We start from the raw sequence: 18,292 nt of genomic DNA on the forward strand, positions 1-18,292 counted from the left end.
TTTATTTGAGGCGTACTTCTGTTTGTATTTTATTATGTTGACATGATATCGGAAACTCTTAAAAGTTCCCGGTCAATTTCTGAATTTCCTTTTATAGCTTGCTCTAATGGGGTTAACTCTACTTTATCATTTAATAGTCCTACCATGTAATTTGATTTTCCTTCCAGTAAAGATTCGACTGCTTTTACACCTAATCGACTTGCCAAAACCCTGTCGAAACACGTTGGAGAACCGCCACGCTGAATATGTCCCAAGACCGAAACACGGACATCATATTCGGGCATATTGGCTTCGACGTAATCTTTTAATTCAAATACGGTTTTACCTATCTTATCTCCTTCGGAAATCACAACTATACTTGAAGATTTTCCTGAAGTTTTACTTTTTTGCAGTGATTCCAATAACCGATCTAACCCTAAGTTTTCTTCGGGAATAAGGATTTCTTCTGCTCCGGCGCCAATTCCGGCATTTAAGGCAATGTGACCGGCATCTCTGCCCATTACTTCAACAAAAAATAATCGATTGTGTGAACTTGCAGTATCTCTGATTTTATCGATTGCTTCAACGACAGTATTTAAGGCCGTATCATAACCAATAGTGTGTGTGGTTCCGAAAATATCGTTATCGATCGTTCCCGGGATTCCTATTACCGGAAAACCAAATTCTTTATTGAATATTTCTGCTCCGGTAAAACTTCCGTCCCCACCAATGATAACTAACGAATCTACTCCTGCTTTAACCAAATGCTCGTGGGCTTTTTTACGACCTTCGATGGTCATGAATTCTTTTGAACGTGCCGTTTTTAGAATGGTACCTCCTTTATTAACTATATTATTCACGCTTCGTGGTCCCATTTCTTCGAAATCACCTTCGATCATTCCTTGATAACCACGGTAAATTCCTATACATTCTATATCATGATAAGCGCATGTTCTTACTACAGCCCTAATTGCCGCATTCATTCCCGGAGAATCTCCTCCAGAAGTAAGTACTCCTATTTTTTTTATTTTTTTAGGCATTTTTGTGTTTTAAAATGTAAACTTAGCATAATTCAATCTCTTTAAAAGAGGAATTTATAATAATTTAATAAAAAAATAAATTTCAAACGTTTTCGTTAATAAGTTTTTTAAAAACGTATGATTATTTCTAGAAATTATGATGTTCTAAAGTCGGAATATGCAATTTTTGAATGTAGATAACGGTTGTTGTTCTATTCTTCTTCCGGAATAGCTTCCTGATTTGCTTTTAGTTTTTCCTTTTCTTTTTTAGAATTTTTTTGGAAATCGATATAATCTGGATCTAAATCTGAATCTGGAACAACATTCTCGGATTTTACTTCCTTATCTATTTTAATATTTTTGAATATTTTATTGAGTAATTCTTTAAAAGTATCAAAATCAACTTCATAAGAAACACCTACGCCTTGGGTATAACCAATCCCTTGTCCAATATAATTAATATCGTTTTCGCGATTAAACATTCTCAAATTAAGCGTTCCGTCTTCATTGACTCTGTATTGAACTTCGACATCTCCAACGATAGCAGATTCACTAATCCCTCCAACAGGAACTCCTAATTTACCATTAATTGTAATTCTTTCATTGATTTTAGTTGAAACTGTAACACCGAATCTTCCATCGGTTTCTGCACCAGGTCTTTTGTCCGCTGACACATAATCTAATCCAACATTAAACACACCTTCTTCGTCCTGAAAAATATCCTTAAACAATCCGCTTGCTCTTTCGAATAAATTACCTGCAAAATCAGACTGGCGAATACCCTCCGGACTTAAAAAACCACCTGAAGATAATAAATATAAAGCTTGTGTTTGTCTGGTGTCTTTATCATCTAATTTATATTGGATTTCCGATTTCAATATGGAACTTACGGTTGGAAAATCAATATTAAAATCCAGTTCCGGATTACTCAGACTTCCTCTAACTCCGATAACGACTTCTACTGGTACTTTTTTATTGAAAGAAGGATTTTCTAATAATACAGCAGGATTTGCTGATGTTTTATAAACAGCTTCAAGATTAAGCAATGCTCTCATAGGATCACCTTCCCAAACTATTGAACCAAACTTTTTAACTACAAATTTTTTATCAATCAAACCACCATATTTGAAATTGTAGGTTCCTTCATATACTTGAAAATCCCCCCACATATTGAATTTTCCTAATGTATTGATTTTTAACAATAATCCACCCCTTCCTCTTCCTTTTATCCCATGACCTGAATTTCTGTCTAAAATCACTTCGACTTCGGCATTTTGATTGATATCAAGATCGAACTCTAATTCAAGTCCATTATAATTTCTTGTTTTGTCAACAATTCCTTTACCAATATTGTATTTTTCTAATGTAGTTAAAAAATGAATATAACTGCTGGTTCCTACGGCATCGGCATCGTTAATAGGAATTTTTATAGCAGTTCCTTTTTCAGACTTTGCATCAACCTTTATAAATAACCCGTTTGTAGGTCCAGTAATAGATGCAGTTCCATCTATAAAAGCCGTTCCGTAATAGGCTGCATCTTCACTGTCTTTTGTGTCGAGTGCCAAAAGTCTGTCAGTTTTAATTTTTATATCCAATTCCCATTCTGAAAATTTACGGTGTTTTATTCTCCCGTCTAAAATCCCTTTGGTATTGTATTTCGTATCTGTTAAGGTTGCATTTCTAATTATAAACAGGCTTTCGGTAACATCAACTATGGCATTTTTCTCCAATTCATAGTTTACATTCATGTATGGAATGGTCAGACCTGCTTCATCAAGGAACAATCTTCCGTTTATATCCGGGTTTTTAGCAGTTCCTTCGATAGTGGAACCTCCTGATACAAAACCTTTGATATTAGTAATCACATCGCCTCCTAAAAGGCTTAAAGACCCTAAATTGAATCTATTAAATCGCATATCAAGATTCAATAGCGTTTCTTTATTTTCTATGGCAAAATCCCCTCTTGCGGTAAAAGATTCCACAGCATCATTTTCTATGGTAGAATTAACATAAAACTTTTTGAAACTCTCATCTCCTTTAATATCTAATTCGAGTTTTCCTAAATGGTTATTATTTACATTCAGGCTATCGACTGTCAAAGAAGCAGTTGGCTGATATACGTTTTTATCCTGCTTATAATTGACTTGTCCGTTGAGGCTGCCTTTTACCTTAAATTGTTCAATCGATGGCGTCAGTTTATTTAAATCGATGTTGGTAAAGCTTAAATTTAAATCTTTATAACTGGTGTCTTTTAAAATCCCTTTTAATTCAATTTTCTGATTTTCGTGAGACATCACAATGTCATCAATTGCAAAGTTTTTCAATTTTTTATCGAAAACAATTTTATTCAGATCATCCTCATTTTCATTTAAATACCATAAATAATCTTTGAACATTATTTCTGATTTTTGGATGCCAACCACACTATTATTCTGTTTGTCTATGGTGTGGTATAAGTTCAGATTATAATAATCATCGGCTTTATTACCTCCTTTAAATTCTGTTCTTAAAAATAACGTGTCGTTCATTGTCACGTTAATCAAACTAAAATTGGAGACTTTATAGTATTTGGTTTTAATGCTATCCATTTCGATATAAGTATTGTATAATGGATTTTTATTGTCAATTTGGATTTTTATTTTGTCAAAATAATTTTCGAAAGCAGCAATTTTTGGTGAATCAAAATTGAATTTAAACTCATCATTATCCGAATTGATACTTCCACGAACCATTGTATTTGCTCCAACCGAAATTCCCGGATAAAATATTTCGATGATTTTATTGTAAATGGCAAATTCAAATTTTAGAAACTGCCCTTTCTTTACCTTGTTTGGCGTATAATTAGCATAAAGGCTTCCTAAGGAATTTTCGACCATTTTTTGCAATTGAGCAAATTGGAATTTCCCAACTACTTTTCCTTCTATAATATCAGGCGAATTAATCGTAATGGTACGAACTCTGTCATTATCAAAGCTCGATTTTATGGTAAAATCATCAAAAAGATAAGTATTGTTTTGGTTTTGATAAGATGTTTTATTGATAAAAACTTCTCCTTGCATGTCGTCCAGAGTGTTACCGGTAATCTTCATGCTGATATCGCCTTTGAAAACTGAAAGTGAATCCGTTTTAATGAGATTCAATTTAGCCAAATTGGCATAGTCTATTTTAGCATGAAAATCATAATCGACCTCTTTTTTTCCTAAATTAACCAAACCGTCAAAATCCATGAATAAATTAGGATCATTTATATAAAGTTTTCCAGTGAAAATTGGGTTTTTGAAATTCCCATTAACCACAATATTGGTGTAATTATATCCTTTGTATTTGATTCTATAAATATCTCCCATAAAAGAAGTATTCAGATATTTTTCTTTAAAACCTTTTCCATCAACGTCTAGATTTAGACTTACGGTTCCCAAATCCTGTTTGTCCAGGAATGCACCGATATTAAAATTTTCTAAAATCACATTCCCGGAATAGGACGCATTATCAATGTTATTGATATTGGTCATTACCAAATCCGACTGAATGTTTCCTAATGCTGTCGACATATAAAAATCGGCATCTATAGAAGTCGTTGTGATTTCTGTTTTACCTCGAATGTCAAATTGCCCTAATTTGCTTAAGGAACTTGGTAATTTTTTGCCTAAAATATTCGGCAATAAAGTGGAAAGGTTTTTATAATTGGAAGAAACTTTATCGAAATCCCCTTTCATATAAAAATGCTGATCTTCTTTCCCAAAGAGGTTTCTGAAATTTACATCTCCAATAATTTGAGAATTCTTGCTATCCACTAATCTCAGATTGGTCGCATGGAGATCATTCAAAGTTCCTTTGATGGTAGACGATAATTCAAAATGCTGGTTTTTCTCTAATTCCTTATAAAAATGATGGATATCATTTGTTGCTAATGTAGCCGAATCTATTTTGATGTCAAATATTACCTTGTTATTAAAATCAGCAAAATCTGATCTATTATAATTCAGCACTACATTACCGTTTAGAAAAGATTCTTTAGTCAATAAATCTAGTTTTTCTAATTTAATAAATTCCTTGGTATATGTAAAATTAGAACTCAGGTTTTCGACAAAAATCCCATGATGATCCTTAAAACTCATTTTCATTATGTTTATCGTCACATCCGGTCCATATATTTGGAAATTACTCAATTCTGAATTAAGCTTAGTAAGGTCTAAATTCTTGGGATTTTCACTATTTTCATCAATAAGCAGAAGACGGCTGTTAGTAACGTAAACATTTTTAGCCTTCATCAAAAACTTTTTAGTTGACGCTTTCCCGGAATCAAAAAGTGCAATAAATTTATCAATATTGGTGTCTTTTTCGCCTTTGTGGGTTTTTATATTTAGGATTAAACCGTCTAATCGGATATCCCCAAAAAGCAAATCACCATTGTATAATTTTTTGAAGCTTAGTATATTGGTATTAATTGTATTAGAATAAATTAAAGTATCTTTATGATGATCCTTAATCATCACATTTTTAAGTTTTACACCTCCAAAAATTGAAATAGAAATTCGATCCACTTTTATATCTGTTCCGTAATCTTTGTTGATTATTTCGGTAACATATTCACCTATTCTCGTCTGAACAGCAGGTAGAGAAAGTGCGATGCCTAACACCAATAAAAGTAGGATAAGTCCAAGTATGGAACGAAATACTATTTTTTTAAATTTTTTGATACCTTTTATTGTTTTAAATTTGTCAAATATAATTCAAAATTCGTGCCCTTTTATGCATAATCAGGCTGTTTTTATACTAGCGATAGAAAGTTCTTGCGACGATACGGCTGCGGCGGTATTACAAAACGACAAAGTACTGTCGAATGTTGTTGCTAACCAACTCATTCACACCCAATTTGGTGGTGTTGTGCCTGAATTGGCTTCGCGTGCCCATCAACAAAATATCGTTCCGGTAATTGATGCTGCTCTTCGCAAAGCAAATATACAAAAAGAACAGTTGTCAGCAATTGCTTTTACTCAAGGTCCGGGTTTAATGGGCTCTCTTTTGGTAGGAAGTTCTTTTGCCAAATCAATGTCATTGGCCTTAAATATCCCGTTGATTGCTGTAAATCATATGCAAGCCCATGTTTTGGCTCATTTTATTGCGGAAGAAGGTTATGAAAAACCGACTTTTCCCTTTTTGGCTTTGACTATTTCGGGCGGACATACCCAAATTGTACAAGTAAATGACTTTTTTGGTATGGAAATTATTGGCGAAACTACCGATGATGCCGTTGGTGAAGCCTTTGATAAAAGCGCAAAAATTCTCGGACTGCCTTATCCTGGCGGACCTTTAATTGACAAATACGCCCAATTGGGCAATCCGAAAGCTTTTGCATTTACAAAGCCAAAAGTCCCCGGACTGGATTTCAGTTTTTCAGGTTTGAAAACTGCAATTCTGTATTTTGTTCAAAAAAAGGTTCTTGAAAATCCCGATTTTATTGCTGAAAACCTGAATGATATTTGTGCATCCATTCAACACACGATTATTGAGATTTTGATGGATAAATTGAAATTAGCCGTAAAAGAAACCGGAATAAAACAAATCGCCATTGGCGGAGGTGTTTCGGCTAATTCAGGGATTCGAAATACATTGAAAGCGGCAGAAAAAAAATACGGCTGGAAAGCCTTTATCCCAAAATTTGAATACACCACCGATAATGCTGCCATGATTGGAATTGTAGGTTATCAAAAGTTTTTAATAGAAAATTTTGAAACTTCCTCTGTAGTTTCAAAAGCCCGAATCCAGTTCTAAAATTATGCAACTATTTTATAATCCAAACATCAACGAAACTACCGAGAGCTTTTCTTTTGACAAAGAAGAAAGCAAACACATTATTAAAGTAATGCGTAAAAAAGGTGGCGATATATTATTTGTAACCAATGGTTTAGGTTTTTTATTTAAAACAGAAATTATTCTGGGTTCCGATATAAAATGTACCGTTAAAATCGTTTCATTTGAAAAATCAGCAACACCAAAATACCATTTGCATTTAGCAGTTGCTCCAACAAAAATGAATGACCGATATGAATGGTTTCTAGAAAAAGCAACAGAAATCGGAGTCTCTGAAATCACGCCAATTATCTGTGATCATTCCGAAAGAAAGTTTGTAAAAAACGATCGTTTTGATAAAATTATTCAGTCGGCAATGAAGCAGTCGACTCAGGTTTTTTTACCAAAATTGAACGAACCCATGACTTTCAAGGATTTTATGAAAATAAAAAATGAAGGCCTTCTTTTAATTGCACATTGTGAAGAAACGAATAAAAAATCATTGAAAGATGTTTTAAAACCAAACGAAAATGTAACTATGCTTATTGGTCCGGAAGGAGATTTTTCCAATAAAGAAATCGCATTGGCCTTAGAGAATAAATACATTCCTGTATCTTTAGGAAACACAAGGTTGCGTACTGAAACTGCTGCGGTTGTAGCTTGTCACAGTGTGGTTTTTGTGAATGAATAATAAGGTATTCAGCTAAGTTTTGTACTATGAAAAAAATATATTTAGTTTTTAGTTTAATCATTACTATTACAGTTAACTCTCAAGAAATTGCATTGTTGAAATATAGTGGTGGTGGTGATTGGTATGCAAATCCTACTTCTCTGCCCAATTTAATTAAATTTTGCAATCAGAACATAAAAACTATAATTAAACCCAAAAATGCAGTTGTAGAACCAAGTAGCCCAGATTTGTTTTCCTATCCATTTGTGCATATGACGGGTCACGGAAATGTAGTTTTTAATGATTCTGATGTGATGAATTTAAGAAATTATATGACTTCCGGCGGTTTTCTTCATATAGATGATAATTATGGGATGGATCAATACATCCAAAAAGAAATCAGGAAAATATTTCCTAACAATAATTTGGTGGAAATTCCTGCCAACCATGCAATTTTTCAAAAACCTTACTCCTTTCCTGCCGGAATTCCGAAAATCCATGAGCATGAAGGCAAACGCCCACAAGCTTTTGGGATTTTTATTGAAGGACGATTAGTTTTACTTTATACTTTCGAAACCGATTTAGGCGATGGCTGGGAAGATACAGATGTGCACAATGACCCTTTAGTTGTGAGAGAAAAAGCTTTGAAAATGGGCGCAAATATTATAAATTATATTTTCAATAATTAATTTACTTTTTTACTGCAAAATTATTATCAAAAGATAAATTGAATTTTTTTTATTTAAATTTAGAATAGTTTAAATTTTTAAGATGTATTTTAACGATTATACAAACTAGTTAAACTATATTCTTTTTTTATTCATATAAATTGTTATATTATTGTCACAGTAATTAACCAGAAAACCAATTTATTATGAAAAAAATTCTTTTCTCAGCAACAATGTTGTTATTTTTAGTTTCTTGTAATAATGAAGAAACTACAGCTCCAAACGAAACCTCAAAATTGACCGAAAGAGGCTGTGCTTCCCATGAAGTGCTTCAAGAACAATTGAAGCAAAACCCTGAATTGGCTATCAAAATGAACCAAATTGAAGCATTTACTGAAAAAGCAATGCTAGAAGGCAGATTAGTTAATGGGAAAATAGAAATTCCTGTAGTAGTAAATGTTTTATATAGAACTACTGCTGAAAATATTTCTTTAGCTCAAATTCAGTCACAAATCGATGTATTAAATGAAGATTTCAATGCAACCAATTCAGATTTTAATCAGGTTCCATCTTTATTTTCAGGTGTGAAAGCAAATGTTGGAATTTCGTTCGTTTTAGAAACAGTAAACAGAAAAGTTACAAAAAAAACATCTTGGGGCACCAGAGATGCCATGAAAAAAACTTCACGTGGCGGATTAGATCCAACTTCGCCTACTACAAAGCTCAATATTTGGGCTTGTACCATTGGCGGAGGAATTTTAGGCTACGCACAATTCCCTGGCGGACCTTCTGCAACAGATGGAATTGTAGTTGATTCAAAATATTTCGGATTGTCTTCAGCTGCCAGTTATCCTTATAACTTAGGTAGAACCGCAACGCACGAAGTGGGTCACTGGATGAATTTACGCCATATTTGGGGAGATGCGACTTGCGGAAGCGATTTGGTCTCTGATACTCCAACTCACAATACCGCTAATTATGGCGTTCCTGCTTATCCTCATTATAGCACATGTTCTGGAACTCCGGTAGAAATGACTATGAATTACATGGATTACACAGATGATAGAGGAATGTACATGTTCTCTAATGGGCAAAAATCAAGAATAGCAGCCATATTTGTTTCGGGAGGTGCCAGATTTTCTTTTGGACAACCATGATTATCAATAAATTAGACAACATAAACTCGCTCCTGGTAGCGAGTTTTTTTATGAACTAAAAACGACCTTTTTAATATTGAAAAATCTTACAAGAATTTCAAAATTTAACAGCCAATTACATTAATCGCAAAAAATCAATTTTTCAGAATACAATTTTATGAAATAATCAATGTTTTTAATTATTTTGTAACTAAAATTCATTTATACAAGATTAACATACTATTTATCAATAATTATTTTATAGTTAGTTTATTTTGTTATATAATTGCACATTACTAATCCAAACCAATGTTTTTATAACAAACCCTTATTAATTATGAAAAAAATTCTTTTATCAGCAACAATGCTTATTTTTTTAGTTTCATGTAATAATGAAGAAACTGCAGTTTCAAACGAAACTTCTAAAATAGCCGAAAGAGGTTGTGCTTCTCATGAAGTTCTTGAAGAACAATTGAGACAAAATCCTGAATTGGCTATCAAAATGAACGAAATTGAGGCATTTACTGAAAAAGCAATGCAAGAAGGTCGATTAGTAAATGGAAAAATACAAATCCCTGTTGTTGTAAATGTATTATACAGAACAACTGCTGAAAATATTTCTTTAGCTCAAATTCAATCTCAAATTGATGTCCTTAATAAGGATTTCAATGCAACTAATACAGATTTTTATAAAGTTCCTGCTTTATTTTCAGGCGTAAAAGCTAACGTAGGTATTTCATTTGTATTAGATGCGGTTTACAGAAAATCTACTACAAAAACATCTTGGGGAACAAGCGATGCTATGAAAAAATCTGCATACGGAGGTTTGGCTGCTACTTCACCGACTACTAAATTGAATTTATGGGTTTGTACAATAGGTGGTGGAATTTTAGGATACGCTCAATTTCCAGGTGGATCATCTTCTACAGATGGTGTTGCTATAGATTCTAAATATTTAGGAACAACCGGAACAGCAACTTATCCATTTAATTTAGGAAGAACTGCAACTCACGAAGTAGGTCACTGGATGAACTTACGTCATATTTGGGGTGACGCAACTTGTGGAAGTGATTTAGTTTCTGATACACCTACTCACAATACTTCAAATTATGGCGTTCCTGCTTATCCTCATTACAGTACCTGTTCTGGAGCTCCGGTAGAAATGACCATGAACTATATGGACTATACTGATGACAGAGGGATGTATATGTTCTCTAATGGACAAAAATCAAGAATGGGTGCTATTTTCCTTTCAGGAGGTTCTAGAGCTTCATTCAGATTATAATATAAAATATAAAACTCGATATTAATCTTAATGACGAGTTTTATTACTTTAAAGCCCTATTTTTTGGATAAAAAAAAATGGTCTTTATTATCCAACAATACCGAAGAATATAACAACTATTTAAGACCTAAATTATCTATTTCGCAAAAAAAATATCTAATTATATTTTTTTTATTAATATAAATGTTATAGAATTGCATTATTAACCAACCAAATAAAAACACCCTTTATGAAAAAATTATTTTTATCAGCAGCAGCTTTATTATTTTTGTTTTCTTGTCAAAATGACGAAAATTCTTCAGCACCTTTAGCAGAAGCAGCTGCACATCGTGGTTGTGCATCTCAGGAAGTTCTTGAAGCACAATTGAAAGCAGACCCTTCTTTAGCAATAAGAATGAATCAAATCGAAGCATTCACAGAAAAAGCAATGCTAGAAGGAAGATTAGTAAATGGAAAAATTGAAATTCCAGTTGTTGTGAATGTATTATACAAAACTGCAGCTGAAAATATTTCTTTAGCTCAAATTCAATCTCAAATTGATGTCTTAAATCAAGATTTCAATGCAACCAATTCAGATTTCAACAATACTCCTGCTTTATTCTCTGGAGTTGCCGCAAATGTTGGTATCAATTTCGTTTTAGAAACGGTAAATAGAAAATCGACTACTAAAACATCTTGGGGAACAAGAGATGCAATGAAAAAATCAAAACAAGGAGGTTTAGATCCTACTTCACCAACTACAAAACTTAACATGTGGGCTTGTACAGTAGGAGGCGGAATCTTAGGTTATGCACAATTTCCTGGTGGATCTAGCGCAACTGATGGAGTTGTAATTGATTCTAAATATTTTGGATTATCTGGATCTGGCGCTTATCCTTACAACTTAGGAAGAACTGCTACTCACGAAGTAGGTCACTGGATGAACTTACGTCACATTTGGGGAGATGCAACTTGTGGAAGTGATTTAGTTTCTGATACACCTACTCATAACACTGCTAACTATGGTGCTCCAGTTTATCCTCATTACAGCACTTGTACTGGAACTCCAGTAGAAATGACTATGAATTACATGGATTACACAGACGATAGAGGAATGTATATGTTCTCTAACGGTCAAAAATCAAGAATGGCAGCTATCTTTGTTGCAGGTGGAGCAAGATATTCTTTCGGTCAATAAATTCTAGTTCATAAAATATAAAACTCGCTACTTGTTAGCGAGTTTTTTTGTTTTAATACCTTTGTGAAAAATAAAATTGATGTTAGATAAAAATATACTGAATACCGCACTTCAATATTTTATTACTGAAAATGTCGGAAATGATATTTCAAAATTAGCCTTGCAGAAAAATCCTTTTCCGGAGGTAGATTGGATTGAGGTTCTAAATCAAATAGCTGCCAAAACCAAAGCCAGGGAAAAATTGCCTACTTTTTTTGAAACCCAAAACATAATTTATCCAAGTAAAATTTCTGTCGAACAGACTTCTTCAGAAAAAACCGCGTACTATAAATCAACATTAGTTTCCGGTGAAAGCCTCATAGACTTAACCGGTGGTTTTGGCGTGGATGATTTTTACTTTTCAAAAAAAATAAATCAAGTGATTCATTGTGAAATCAACACCGATTTATCTGAATTAGTCAGACATAATTTTGAAGTCTTAAAAGCGGGGAACATACAATGTTTTGCAGGAGATAGTTTGGATGCTTTGAAATCATTAAACGAAAAATTCGATTGGATCTATATTGATCCTTCCAGGCGAAATGATGCTAAAGGCAAAGTTTTTATGCTTAAGGATTGTTTACCTAATGTTCCTGAACTTCTGAATTTTTACTTCACCCATGCTGATAACATTCTCATCAAAACTGCGCCAATTCTTGATATATCTGCCGGATTATTAGAATTGTCCAATGTGAAATGCATTCATGTTATTGCGGTTGACAATGAAGTAAAAGAATTACTTTGGGAATTATCGAAAAATTTTATTGGAAATCCTTTGATCAAAACGATTAATATTTTAAATGAAAAATCAGTCACTTTTGATTTTGAATTAAAAACAAATTCAAATACGCCAACATTTAGTCTGCCAAAAAAATATCTTTTTGAACCCAATAGCGCCATTATGAAATCAGGCGGCTTTGACGAAATTAGCATTCATTATAAAATTGACAAACTGCATCCGCATTCTCATTTGTATACTTCTGACGAAATTATTGATTTACCGGGCAGGATTTTTGAAATTCAAAATGCAATTCCTTATAATAAAACAGAAATGAAACTGTTTCTTGAAAACAAAAAAGCAAATGTTACCACGAGAAATTTCCCGGATAATGTAGAAATTATTAGAAAAAAATGGAAAATAAAAGATGGTGGCAGTACCTATTGTTTTTTTACAACTGATATGAATAATCATAAAATAGTTTTAATTTGCACCAAAATAAAATAGAACAATGAAGCATTTAATTTTTATCACCCTATTATTCTTAAACCTAAATTTATTTGCGCAAAAACCTTGCGATTTAAGTGCGAATGTAAATGACAGCATCGGAACTTATAAAGCAACCAAGGATTATATCGTCAATGAGCATAATTTTGCAGGAAATTCAAGCTATCTTTTTTTCTCATTGGTTTTAACCGATGGATTACCGACTTTGAATGTTCAGACTATTCAAAAAAGTAAAGATTTTATAAAGGCAAATTGTCTGGACAAAAATTCTAAAATTTATTTGCAATTGGAAAATGGCAAAATCATTACCCTAATTCATATTGATCAGAATAATTGTGGCACTTCAGTTAGAGATGACAAAAGCTTTAATAACATAATAACAACAGGTGTATTTTTATTTATGAAAGATACTTTCGAAGATTTAAAAAGCTCGCCAGTATCTTTTATGAGAATAAAATATACCACCGAAACAATTGATTATATCTTCAAAAAAGAACTGATTTCAGAAATGGATGGTCAGGTTTATGAACCTGGAAATTATTTCATGAATACCTTGCATTGCATCATCAATTAATCGCATTTCCATTTAAAATTTGACACTTTATCAACTTTTGCGTTTTTTAAATTGTAATGCCACCATTCTGAATCAAATGATTTAAAATTACTTTTAAGCATTATATTTTTCAGTAATTTTCTGTTAGTTATAACTTCATCCGGTAAATTAGAATAATTATGGCTCGCTTCTACGCCAAAATGATCAAAAGAAGTTCCCATATCAAGTTCTTTTCCTTTTTTATCAACCAAAGTGATATCAATCGCTCCGCCTCTGTTATGAATAGAACCTTTACTTGGATTGGCAACATATTCAGGGTTAGAAACAATTTTCCACATTCTTTTTTGGATATCTAAAGGTCGATAACAATCAAAAATTTTGATTTTATAGCCTTTTTTTATGAATTTATCATTGGCTTTAATCATCGCTTTTACAGTTTTCAATCGCAGATAACATTCCGCACAATCATAGACCTTTGCTTTTAAAAAATTATCGACAGTGGCATATTTCATGTCATATATAAAATCCTGACTGTAATTTTTCAGATTAACGAAAGTGGTGTCGTTTATTTCTGCTAAGCTTATGGAAGATAAAACAGGTTTTTCATCCGCAATCACAACACTATTGTCTTTTGATACGGTTTTTGCTGAAGGACTAATTACTTTCGCTTTACAAGAGATTAAAAGCACCACAATACCAATCAAAAGAAATTTTATAGAAGCAGACATATTCTTAATTTAAATAATTCCTGACAAATTAAGTAAATAATTTAAAACAAAAAAACCGATACTACTTAAAGTATCGGTTTTTGTGAAGGCAGAAGGATTCGAACCTTCGACCGCCTGCTTAGAAGGCAGGTGCTCTATCCAGCTGAGCTATGCCTCCATAATCTCAATTGTTGTCGGGGTGGCAGGATTCGAACCTGCGGCCTCCTGCTCCCAAAGCAGGCGCGATAACCGAGCTACGCTACACCCCGTGTGCAAAAAAAAAGCGGAGAGTGAGGGATTCGAACCCTCGGTACAGTTTCCCATACGCATGTTTAGCAAACATGTCCTTTCGGCCACTCAGGCAACTCTCCAACTTAAGAACGTGTAATCCCTTTAAGCGGTTGCAAATGTAACGCACTATTCTATATTTCACAAGTAATTATGGTGTTTTTTTAATGTTTTTTTTATTCTTAAATAAAAATCATTCACAATCAAACATATAGCTATTTTAAAAAATTGTATCAAAATTAATTTTTGTGGTACATTGCTAATAAATGACCCTGTAAATAATTCAAACTTCAAAATTTACCATCATAAAAGATATAATATTATCAAAATTGTAATTTAGTATTTACACAAAATGATTAAATTCGCAACTTAAAACAAACATACAAACCTATCATGAATAAAAAAGTTGTTATCGTATCTGCTGCAAGAACTCCGATTGGAAGTTTTATGGGAGGATTATCTACAGTATCAGCGCCACAATTAGGAGCAGTTGCTATTAAAGGTGCTTTGAGCAAAATAAATTTAGATCCAAATTTAGTTGACGAAGTTATTATGGGTAACGTGGTTCAAGCTGGTGTTGGTCAGGCTCCTGCTCGTCAGGCTGCTTTATTTGCAGGACTTCCAAATTCAGTTATCGCTACAACCGTAAATAAAGTTTGTGCTTCAGGAATGAAAGCGGTAATGCAAGGTGCACAGGCTATTATGGCTGGCGATGCGGAAATCGTTGTTGCAGGCGGAATGGAAAACATGAGTCTGATTCCACATTATATGCATTTGAGAAATGGAACGAAATTCGGTCCGGCTTCAATGGTTGACGGAATGCAAAAAGACGGATTGACCGATGCTTACGACAATAGCGCTATGGGCGTGTGTGCCGACTTATGCGCAAGCGAATATGGTTTTTCAAGAGAAGAACAAGATAAGTTCGCAATTCAATCGTATGAGCGTTCTGCAAAAGCCTGGGAAGCTGGAAAATTTGACAATGAAGTAGTTCCTGTTGCAGTTCCTCAAAGAAAAGGAGATCCAATTATGGTAACCAGAGATGAAGAATTCACGAATGTGAAATTAGATAAAATCCCTTCATTGAATGCTGTTTTTACAAAAGACGGAACGGTTACTGCCGCAAATGCTTCCACAATTAATGATGGTGCTGCTGCTGTAATTTTAATGAGCGAAGAAAAAGCATTGTCATTGGGCTTAAAACCTTTGGCTTATATTAAAAGTTATGCTGATGCAGCCCAAGAGCCAAAATGGTTCACCACAACTCCATCTAAAGCATTACCAAAAGCATTAGATAAAGTTGGACTTTCTATCAGTGATGTAGATTTCTTTGAATTTAATGAAGCGTTCGCAGTTGTTGGTTTAGCCAATTCAAAAATATTGGGTTTAGATAACGATAAAGTAAATGTTAATGGTGGTGCAGTTTCTTTAGGTCATCCTCTAGGATGTTCCGGAGTTAGAATCATTATTACATTAATGAATGTTCTGGAACAAAACAATGGAAAAATTGGAGCTGCCGCAATATGTAATGGTGGTGGTGGTGCTTCTGCCATTGTGATTGAAAGAGCTTAAATAATTATAAGTTATGAGTTATAAGCTGCAAAATTTATAACTCATAACTCTTAACTCCTAATTTAAATAGATGTTCGGAATTTGTAATTTAGCTATTATTCCTTTGAGATTTGAACCTAATGACAGAAGCGAAATCGTTTCTCAAGTCTTATTTGGTGAGCATTTTGAAGTTATTGAACAGTTAAAGCAATGGTCTAAAGTTAAACTGCATTATGATGATTATGAAGGCTGGATTGATTCAAAACAATTTCAACCCATTTCAGAATCGGATTACAGTCAATTGTCTCAGGATGCTATAATTTTAAATTCTGATTTAATTGAATATATTACAGCTTCCAACAATTTATTAATTCCTATTCCTCTTGGCGCCGAACTTTCGTTTTTAAATCATAGTACCGTCAATATCAATAATTATGATTTTGAAGGCATGAAAATCAGCGGAATAAAGCCCAAATCAAATCTTATTAATACTGCTTTTATGTATTTGAACGCGCCCTATTTATGGGGTGGAAAAACGCCTTTTGGAATTGATTGTTCGGGTTTTACACAAATGGTTTATAAACTGAATGGCTATAAATTATTGCGAGATGCCTCGCAACAGTCTGCACAAGGCGAAGCTCTAAGTTTTATTGAAGAAAGTGAACCGGGCGATTTAGCCTTTTTTGATAATGAGGAAGGCAAAATAATTCATGTTGGAATTATCATGGAGGATAATTATATTATTCATGCCAGCGGGAAAGTTCGAATTGACAGACTGGATCACTTAGGGATTTATAATGCTGAAGTCAACAGGCATACACATAAACTAAGAGTCATCAAAAAAATTATATAAAAAAATCCCGTTCATTACTGAACGGGATTTTTTTATATGACTATTTTTTACTTGTTGATTTTCGCTTTCAAAGCTTTTGCTTTGTCAGTCATTTCAAGTGCATTATAAACATTTAATAATGTTCTTGATGCTTCTGCATTTTTTTCGTCAAATTCCACTACTTTTTCTAAATAAGGGATTGCACTTTTAAACACATCTTCTCTTTTCTTTTTAAGAACTTCGTATTTTTTATTTTCAGCTGGAGTATTTCCCAATTTATTCATTTGGTCAATTAAAGTTTTTTCAGCATCCAATTTCAAAATAGCTAAATTCAAATAGGCATTACTGTACTTAGGATCAACTTCGATAGCTTTCAAATAATATTTTTCAGCATCAATAAGTTCTTTGTTGTTATAACTTATAACGCCTAAGTTAAAAATCAAATCTGCATTATTAGGGTTTTTTTCTAATACCTCAGAAATTAATTTTTTATAAGTTGCCATGTCTCCCGCTTTTAAATACAAATTGGCCTCAGTAGCAATTAATGATGCGTCTTCTGGATTTGCTTTTCTTGCTTCTTGAATTGCCAATTTTGCTTCGTCCACTTTGCCTTTCTCCACTAATATTAAAGCGATGTTTTTATAGATCTCGCCTCTTTTTGAAGGAATTTTTTCATCACGTGGATTATCATGTGATACTTTCAAATAAAGGTCTCTTTCTTGTTTTGTATTGAAAGATTCTTCTTTTTTAGTTTCTTTATTAGTAGCATAATAAACAACCCCTTCACCAGAATAGTTTGCATTTTTCAATTCATCGTAATAGGCTAAAGCAGTATCAAAATCACCACCATTTACAGCATAACTTGCTGCATAATACAATTTCTCTAAATCTTTTTTATCTAAATCATAAACTGCACGCAATTGTTTTGAAGCAACCAAATAATTTTTTTTCGTTCCTTCTTCGATAGCACTATTAAGCAATCTTCCTTTGATATCATTAATAGCATTTTGAGCTTGGCCAGTAAATTTTGACTTTCCCGAAGTTTTTTCTATAGCTATCAAATCCAGATAGGCTTTTGCGGCATCAGTTTGATTTTTTGAAGCATCGATATTTTTGGTTGCCAAATCTAATAACGCATTTCCCTTTAAGAAGAAATATTGTGCTTTTTCATTATCAGTTGCATTTGCAATCAAAGGTTCCGCTTGTTGCAAAATATTTTTTGCTTCTGCTGAATTTCCGCCTTTCATGGCTTTTTCCGCTGCTTTAAGCTGATCTTTTTGAGCAAAAGTGCTAACCGAAATCAGAATTGCTGACGCAAGGATTACATATTTACTTTTCATTTTAAATTCTGTTTAATTAATATTTAACTT

14 protein-coding genes and 3 tRNA genes are annotated in these 18,292 nt (G+C 33.1%); 10 read left to right on the forward strand and 7 right to left on the reverse strand.

The window, feature by feature from the left end; genetic code table 11:
• Positions 1 to 32: 32 nt before the first annotated feature.
• Together pfkA and VI621_RS03725 are read right to left on the reverse strand one after the other, a co-directional pair.
• Positions 33 to 1,019, reverse strand: a complete 987-nt coding sequence (gene pfkA, locus VI621_RS03720) for a 6-phosphofructokinase (protein WP_324217035.1) — start codon at positions 1,017 to 1,019, stop codon at positions 33 to 35.
• A gap of 191 nt (positions 1,020 to 1,210) precedes the next feature.
• Positions 1,211 to 5,638, reverse strand: coding sequence for a translocation/assembly module TamB domain-containing protein (locus VI621_RS03725; RefSeq protein WP_324217092.1), 4,428 nt, complete (start codon positions 5,636 to 5,638; stop codon positions 1,211 to 1,213).
• Between the two features lie 112 nt (positions 5,639 to 5,750).
• On the opposite strand from VI621_RS03725, the gene tsaD reads away from it, so the two are divergent.
• The 8 genes from tsaD to VI621_RS03765 all read left to right on the forward strand — a co-directional run bounded on the left by tsaD (position 5,751) and on the right by VI621_RS03765 (position 13,565).
• On the forward strand, positions 5,751 to 6,773 hold the full coding sequence (tsaD, locus tag VI621_RS03730) for a tRNA (adenosine(37)-N6)-threonylcarbamoyltransferase complex transferase subunit TsaD (RefSeq protein WP_324217036.1): 1,023 nt from the start codon (positions 5,751 to 5,753) through the stop codon (positions 6,771 to 6,773).
• Positions 6,774 to 6,777: 4 nt separating this feature from the next.
• On the forward strand, positions 6,778 to 7,482 hold the full coding sequence (locus tag VI621_RS03735) for a 16S rRNA (uracil(1498)-N(3))-methyltransferase (protein ID WP_324217037.1): 705 nt from the start codon (positions 6,778 to 6,780) through the stop codon (positions 7,480 to 7,482).
• Between the two features lie 26 nt (positions 7,483 to 7,508).
• Positions 7,509 to 8,150 carry a DUF4159 domain-containing protein gene (locus VI621_RS03740; RefSeq protein WP_324217038.1) on the forward strand — a complete coding sequence of 214 codons (642 nt, stop codon included), beginning with the start codon at positions 7,509 to 7,511 and terminating at the stop codon, positions 8,148 to 8,150.
• A 185-nt stretch (positions 8,151 to 8,335) separates the two neighbouring features.
• Positions 8,336 to 9,286: a zinc metalloprotease gene (locus VI621_RS03745; RefSeq protein WP_324217039.1), complete on the forward strand. Its 951-nt coding sequence runs from the start codon at positions 8,336 to 8,338 to the stop codon at positions 9,284 to 9,286.
• 316 nt (positions 9,287 to 9,602) lie between these two features.
• The gene (locus VI621_RS03750) at positions 9,603 to 10,550 is read left to right on the forward strand and encodes a zinc metalloprotease (RefSeq protein WP_324217040.1); all 948 of its coding nucleotides are present in this window, start codon (positions 9,603 to 9,605) and stop codon (positions 10,548 to 10,550) included.
• Between the two features lie 229 nt (positions 10,551 to 10,779).
• Positions 10,780 to 11,727, forward strand: coding sequence for a zinc metalloprotease (locus tag VI621_RS03755; protein WP_324217041.1), 948 nt, complete (start codon positions 10,780 to 10,782; stop codon positions 11,725 to 11,727).
• Between the two features lie 79 nt (positions 11,728 to 11,806).
• On the forward strand, positions 11,807 to 12,991 hold the full coding sequence (locus VI621_RS03760) for a class I SAM-dependent methyltransferase (protein ID WP_324217042.1): 1,185 nt from the start codon (positions 11,807 to 11,809) through the stop codon (positions 12,989 to 12,991).
• A gap of 4 nt (positions 12,992 to 12,995) precedes the next feature.
• Positions 12,996 to 13,565, forward strand: a complete 570-nt coding sequence (locus tag VI621_RS03765) for a hypothetical protein (protein ID WP_324217043.1) — start codon at positions 12,996 to 12,998, stop codon at positions 13,563 to 13,565.
• On the opposite strand, the gene VI621_RS03770 is transcribed toward VI621_RS03765, so the two are convergent.
• From VI621_RS03770 to VI621_RS03785, 4 genes are all read right to left on the reverse strand, one after another.
• Positions 13,562 to 14,272, reverse strand: coding sequence for a M15 family metallopeptidase (locus VI621_RS03770; RefSeq protein WP_324217044.1), 711 nt, complete (start codon positions 14,270 to 14,272; stop codon positions 13,562 to 13,564). The two genes, VI621_RS03765 and VI621_RS03770, sit on opposite strands and share 4 nt — an antisense overlap.
• An 83-nt stretch (positions 14,273 to 14,355) precedes the next feature.
• Positions 14,356 to 14,429 (reverse strand) — tRNA-Arg (locus tag VI621_RS03775).
• 16 nt (positions 14,430 to 14,445) lie between these two features.
• Positions 14,446 to 14,520: transfer RNA gene (locus tag VI621_RS03780), tRNA-Pro, on the reverse strand.
• A 15-nt stretch (positions 14,521 to 14,535) separates the two neighbouring features.
• Positions 14,536 to 14,622: transfer RNA gene (locus tag VI621_RS03785), tRNA-Ser, on the reverse strand.
• Between the two features lie 310 nt (positions 14,623 to 14,932).
• Between VI621_RS03785 and VI621_RS03790 the strand changes: the two genes are divergently transcribed.
• Both VI621_RS03790 and VI621_RS03795 read left to right on the forward strand, forming a co-directional pair.
• Positions 14,933 to 16,111, forward strand: a complete 1,179-nt coding sequence (locus tag VI621_RS03790) for an acetyl-CoA C-acyltransferase (protein ID WP_324217045.1) — start codon at positions 14,933 to 14,935, stop codon at positions 16,109 to 16,111.
• A gap of 70 nt (positions 16,112 to 16,181) precedes the next feature.
• Positions 16,182 to 16,943 (forward strand): C40 family peptidase, encoded by a 762-nt coding sequence (locus VI621_RS03795; protein WP_324217046.1) that lies wholly within the window; start codon positions 16,182 to 16,184, stop codon positions 16,941 to 16,943.
• 47 nt (positions 16,944 to 16,990) lie between these two features.
• Here VI621_RS03795 and VI621_RS03800 read toward each other — a convergent pair whose 3' ends face one another.
• Positions 16,991 to 18,262 carry a tetratricopeptide repeat protein gene (locus VI621_RS03800; protein ID WP_324217047.1) on the reverse strand — a complete coding sequence of 424 codons (1,272 nt, stop codon included), beginning with the start codon at positions 18,260 to 18,262 and terminating at the stop codon, positions 16,991 to 16,993.
• Between the last annotated feature and the right edge of the window lie 30 nt (positions 18,263 to 18,292).

Origin of the sequence: Flavobacterium sp. (assembly GCF_035292545.1) — a bacterium.
Taxonomy (GTDB): Bacteria; Bacteroidota; Bacteroidia; order Flavobacteriales; family Flavobacteriaceae; genus Flavobacterium.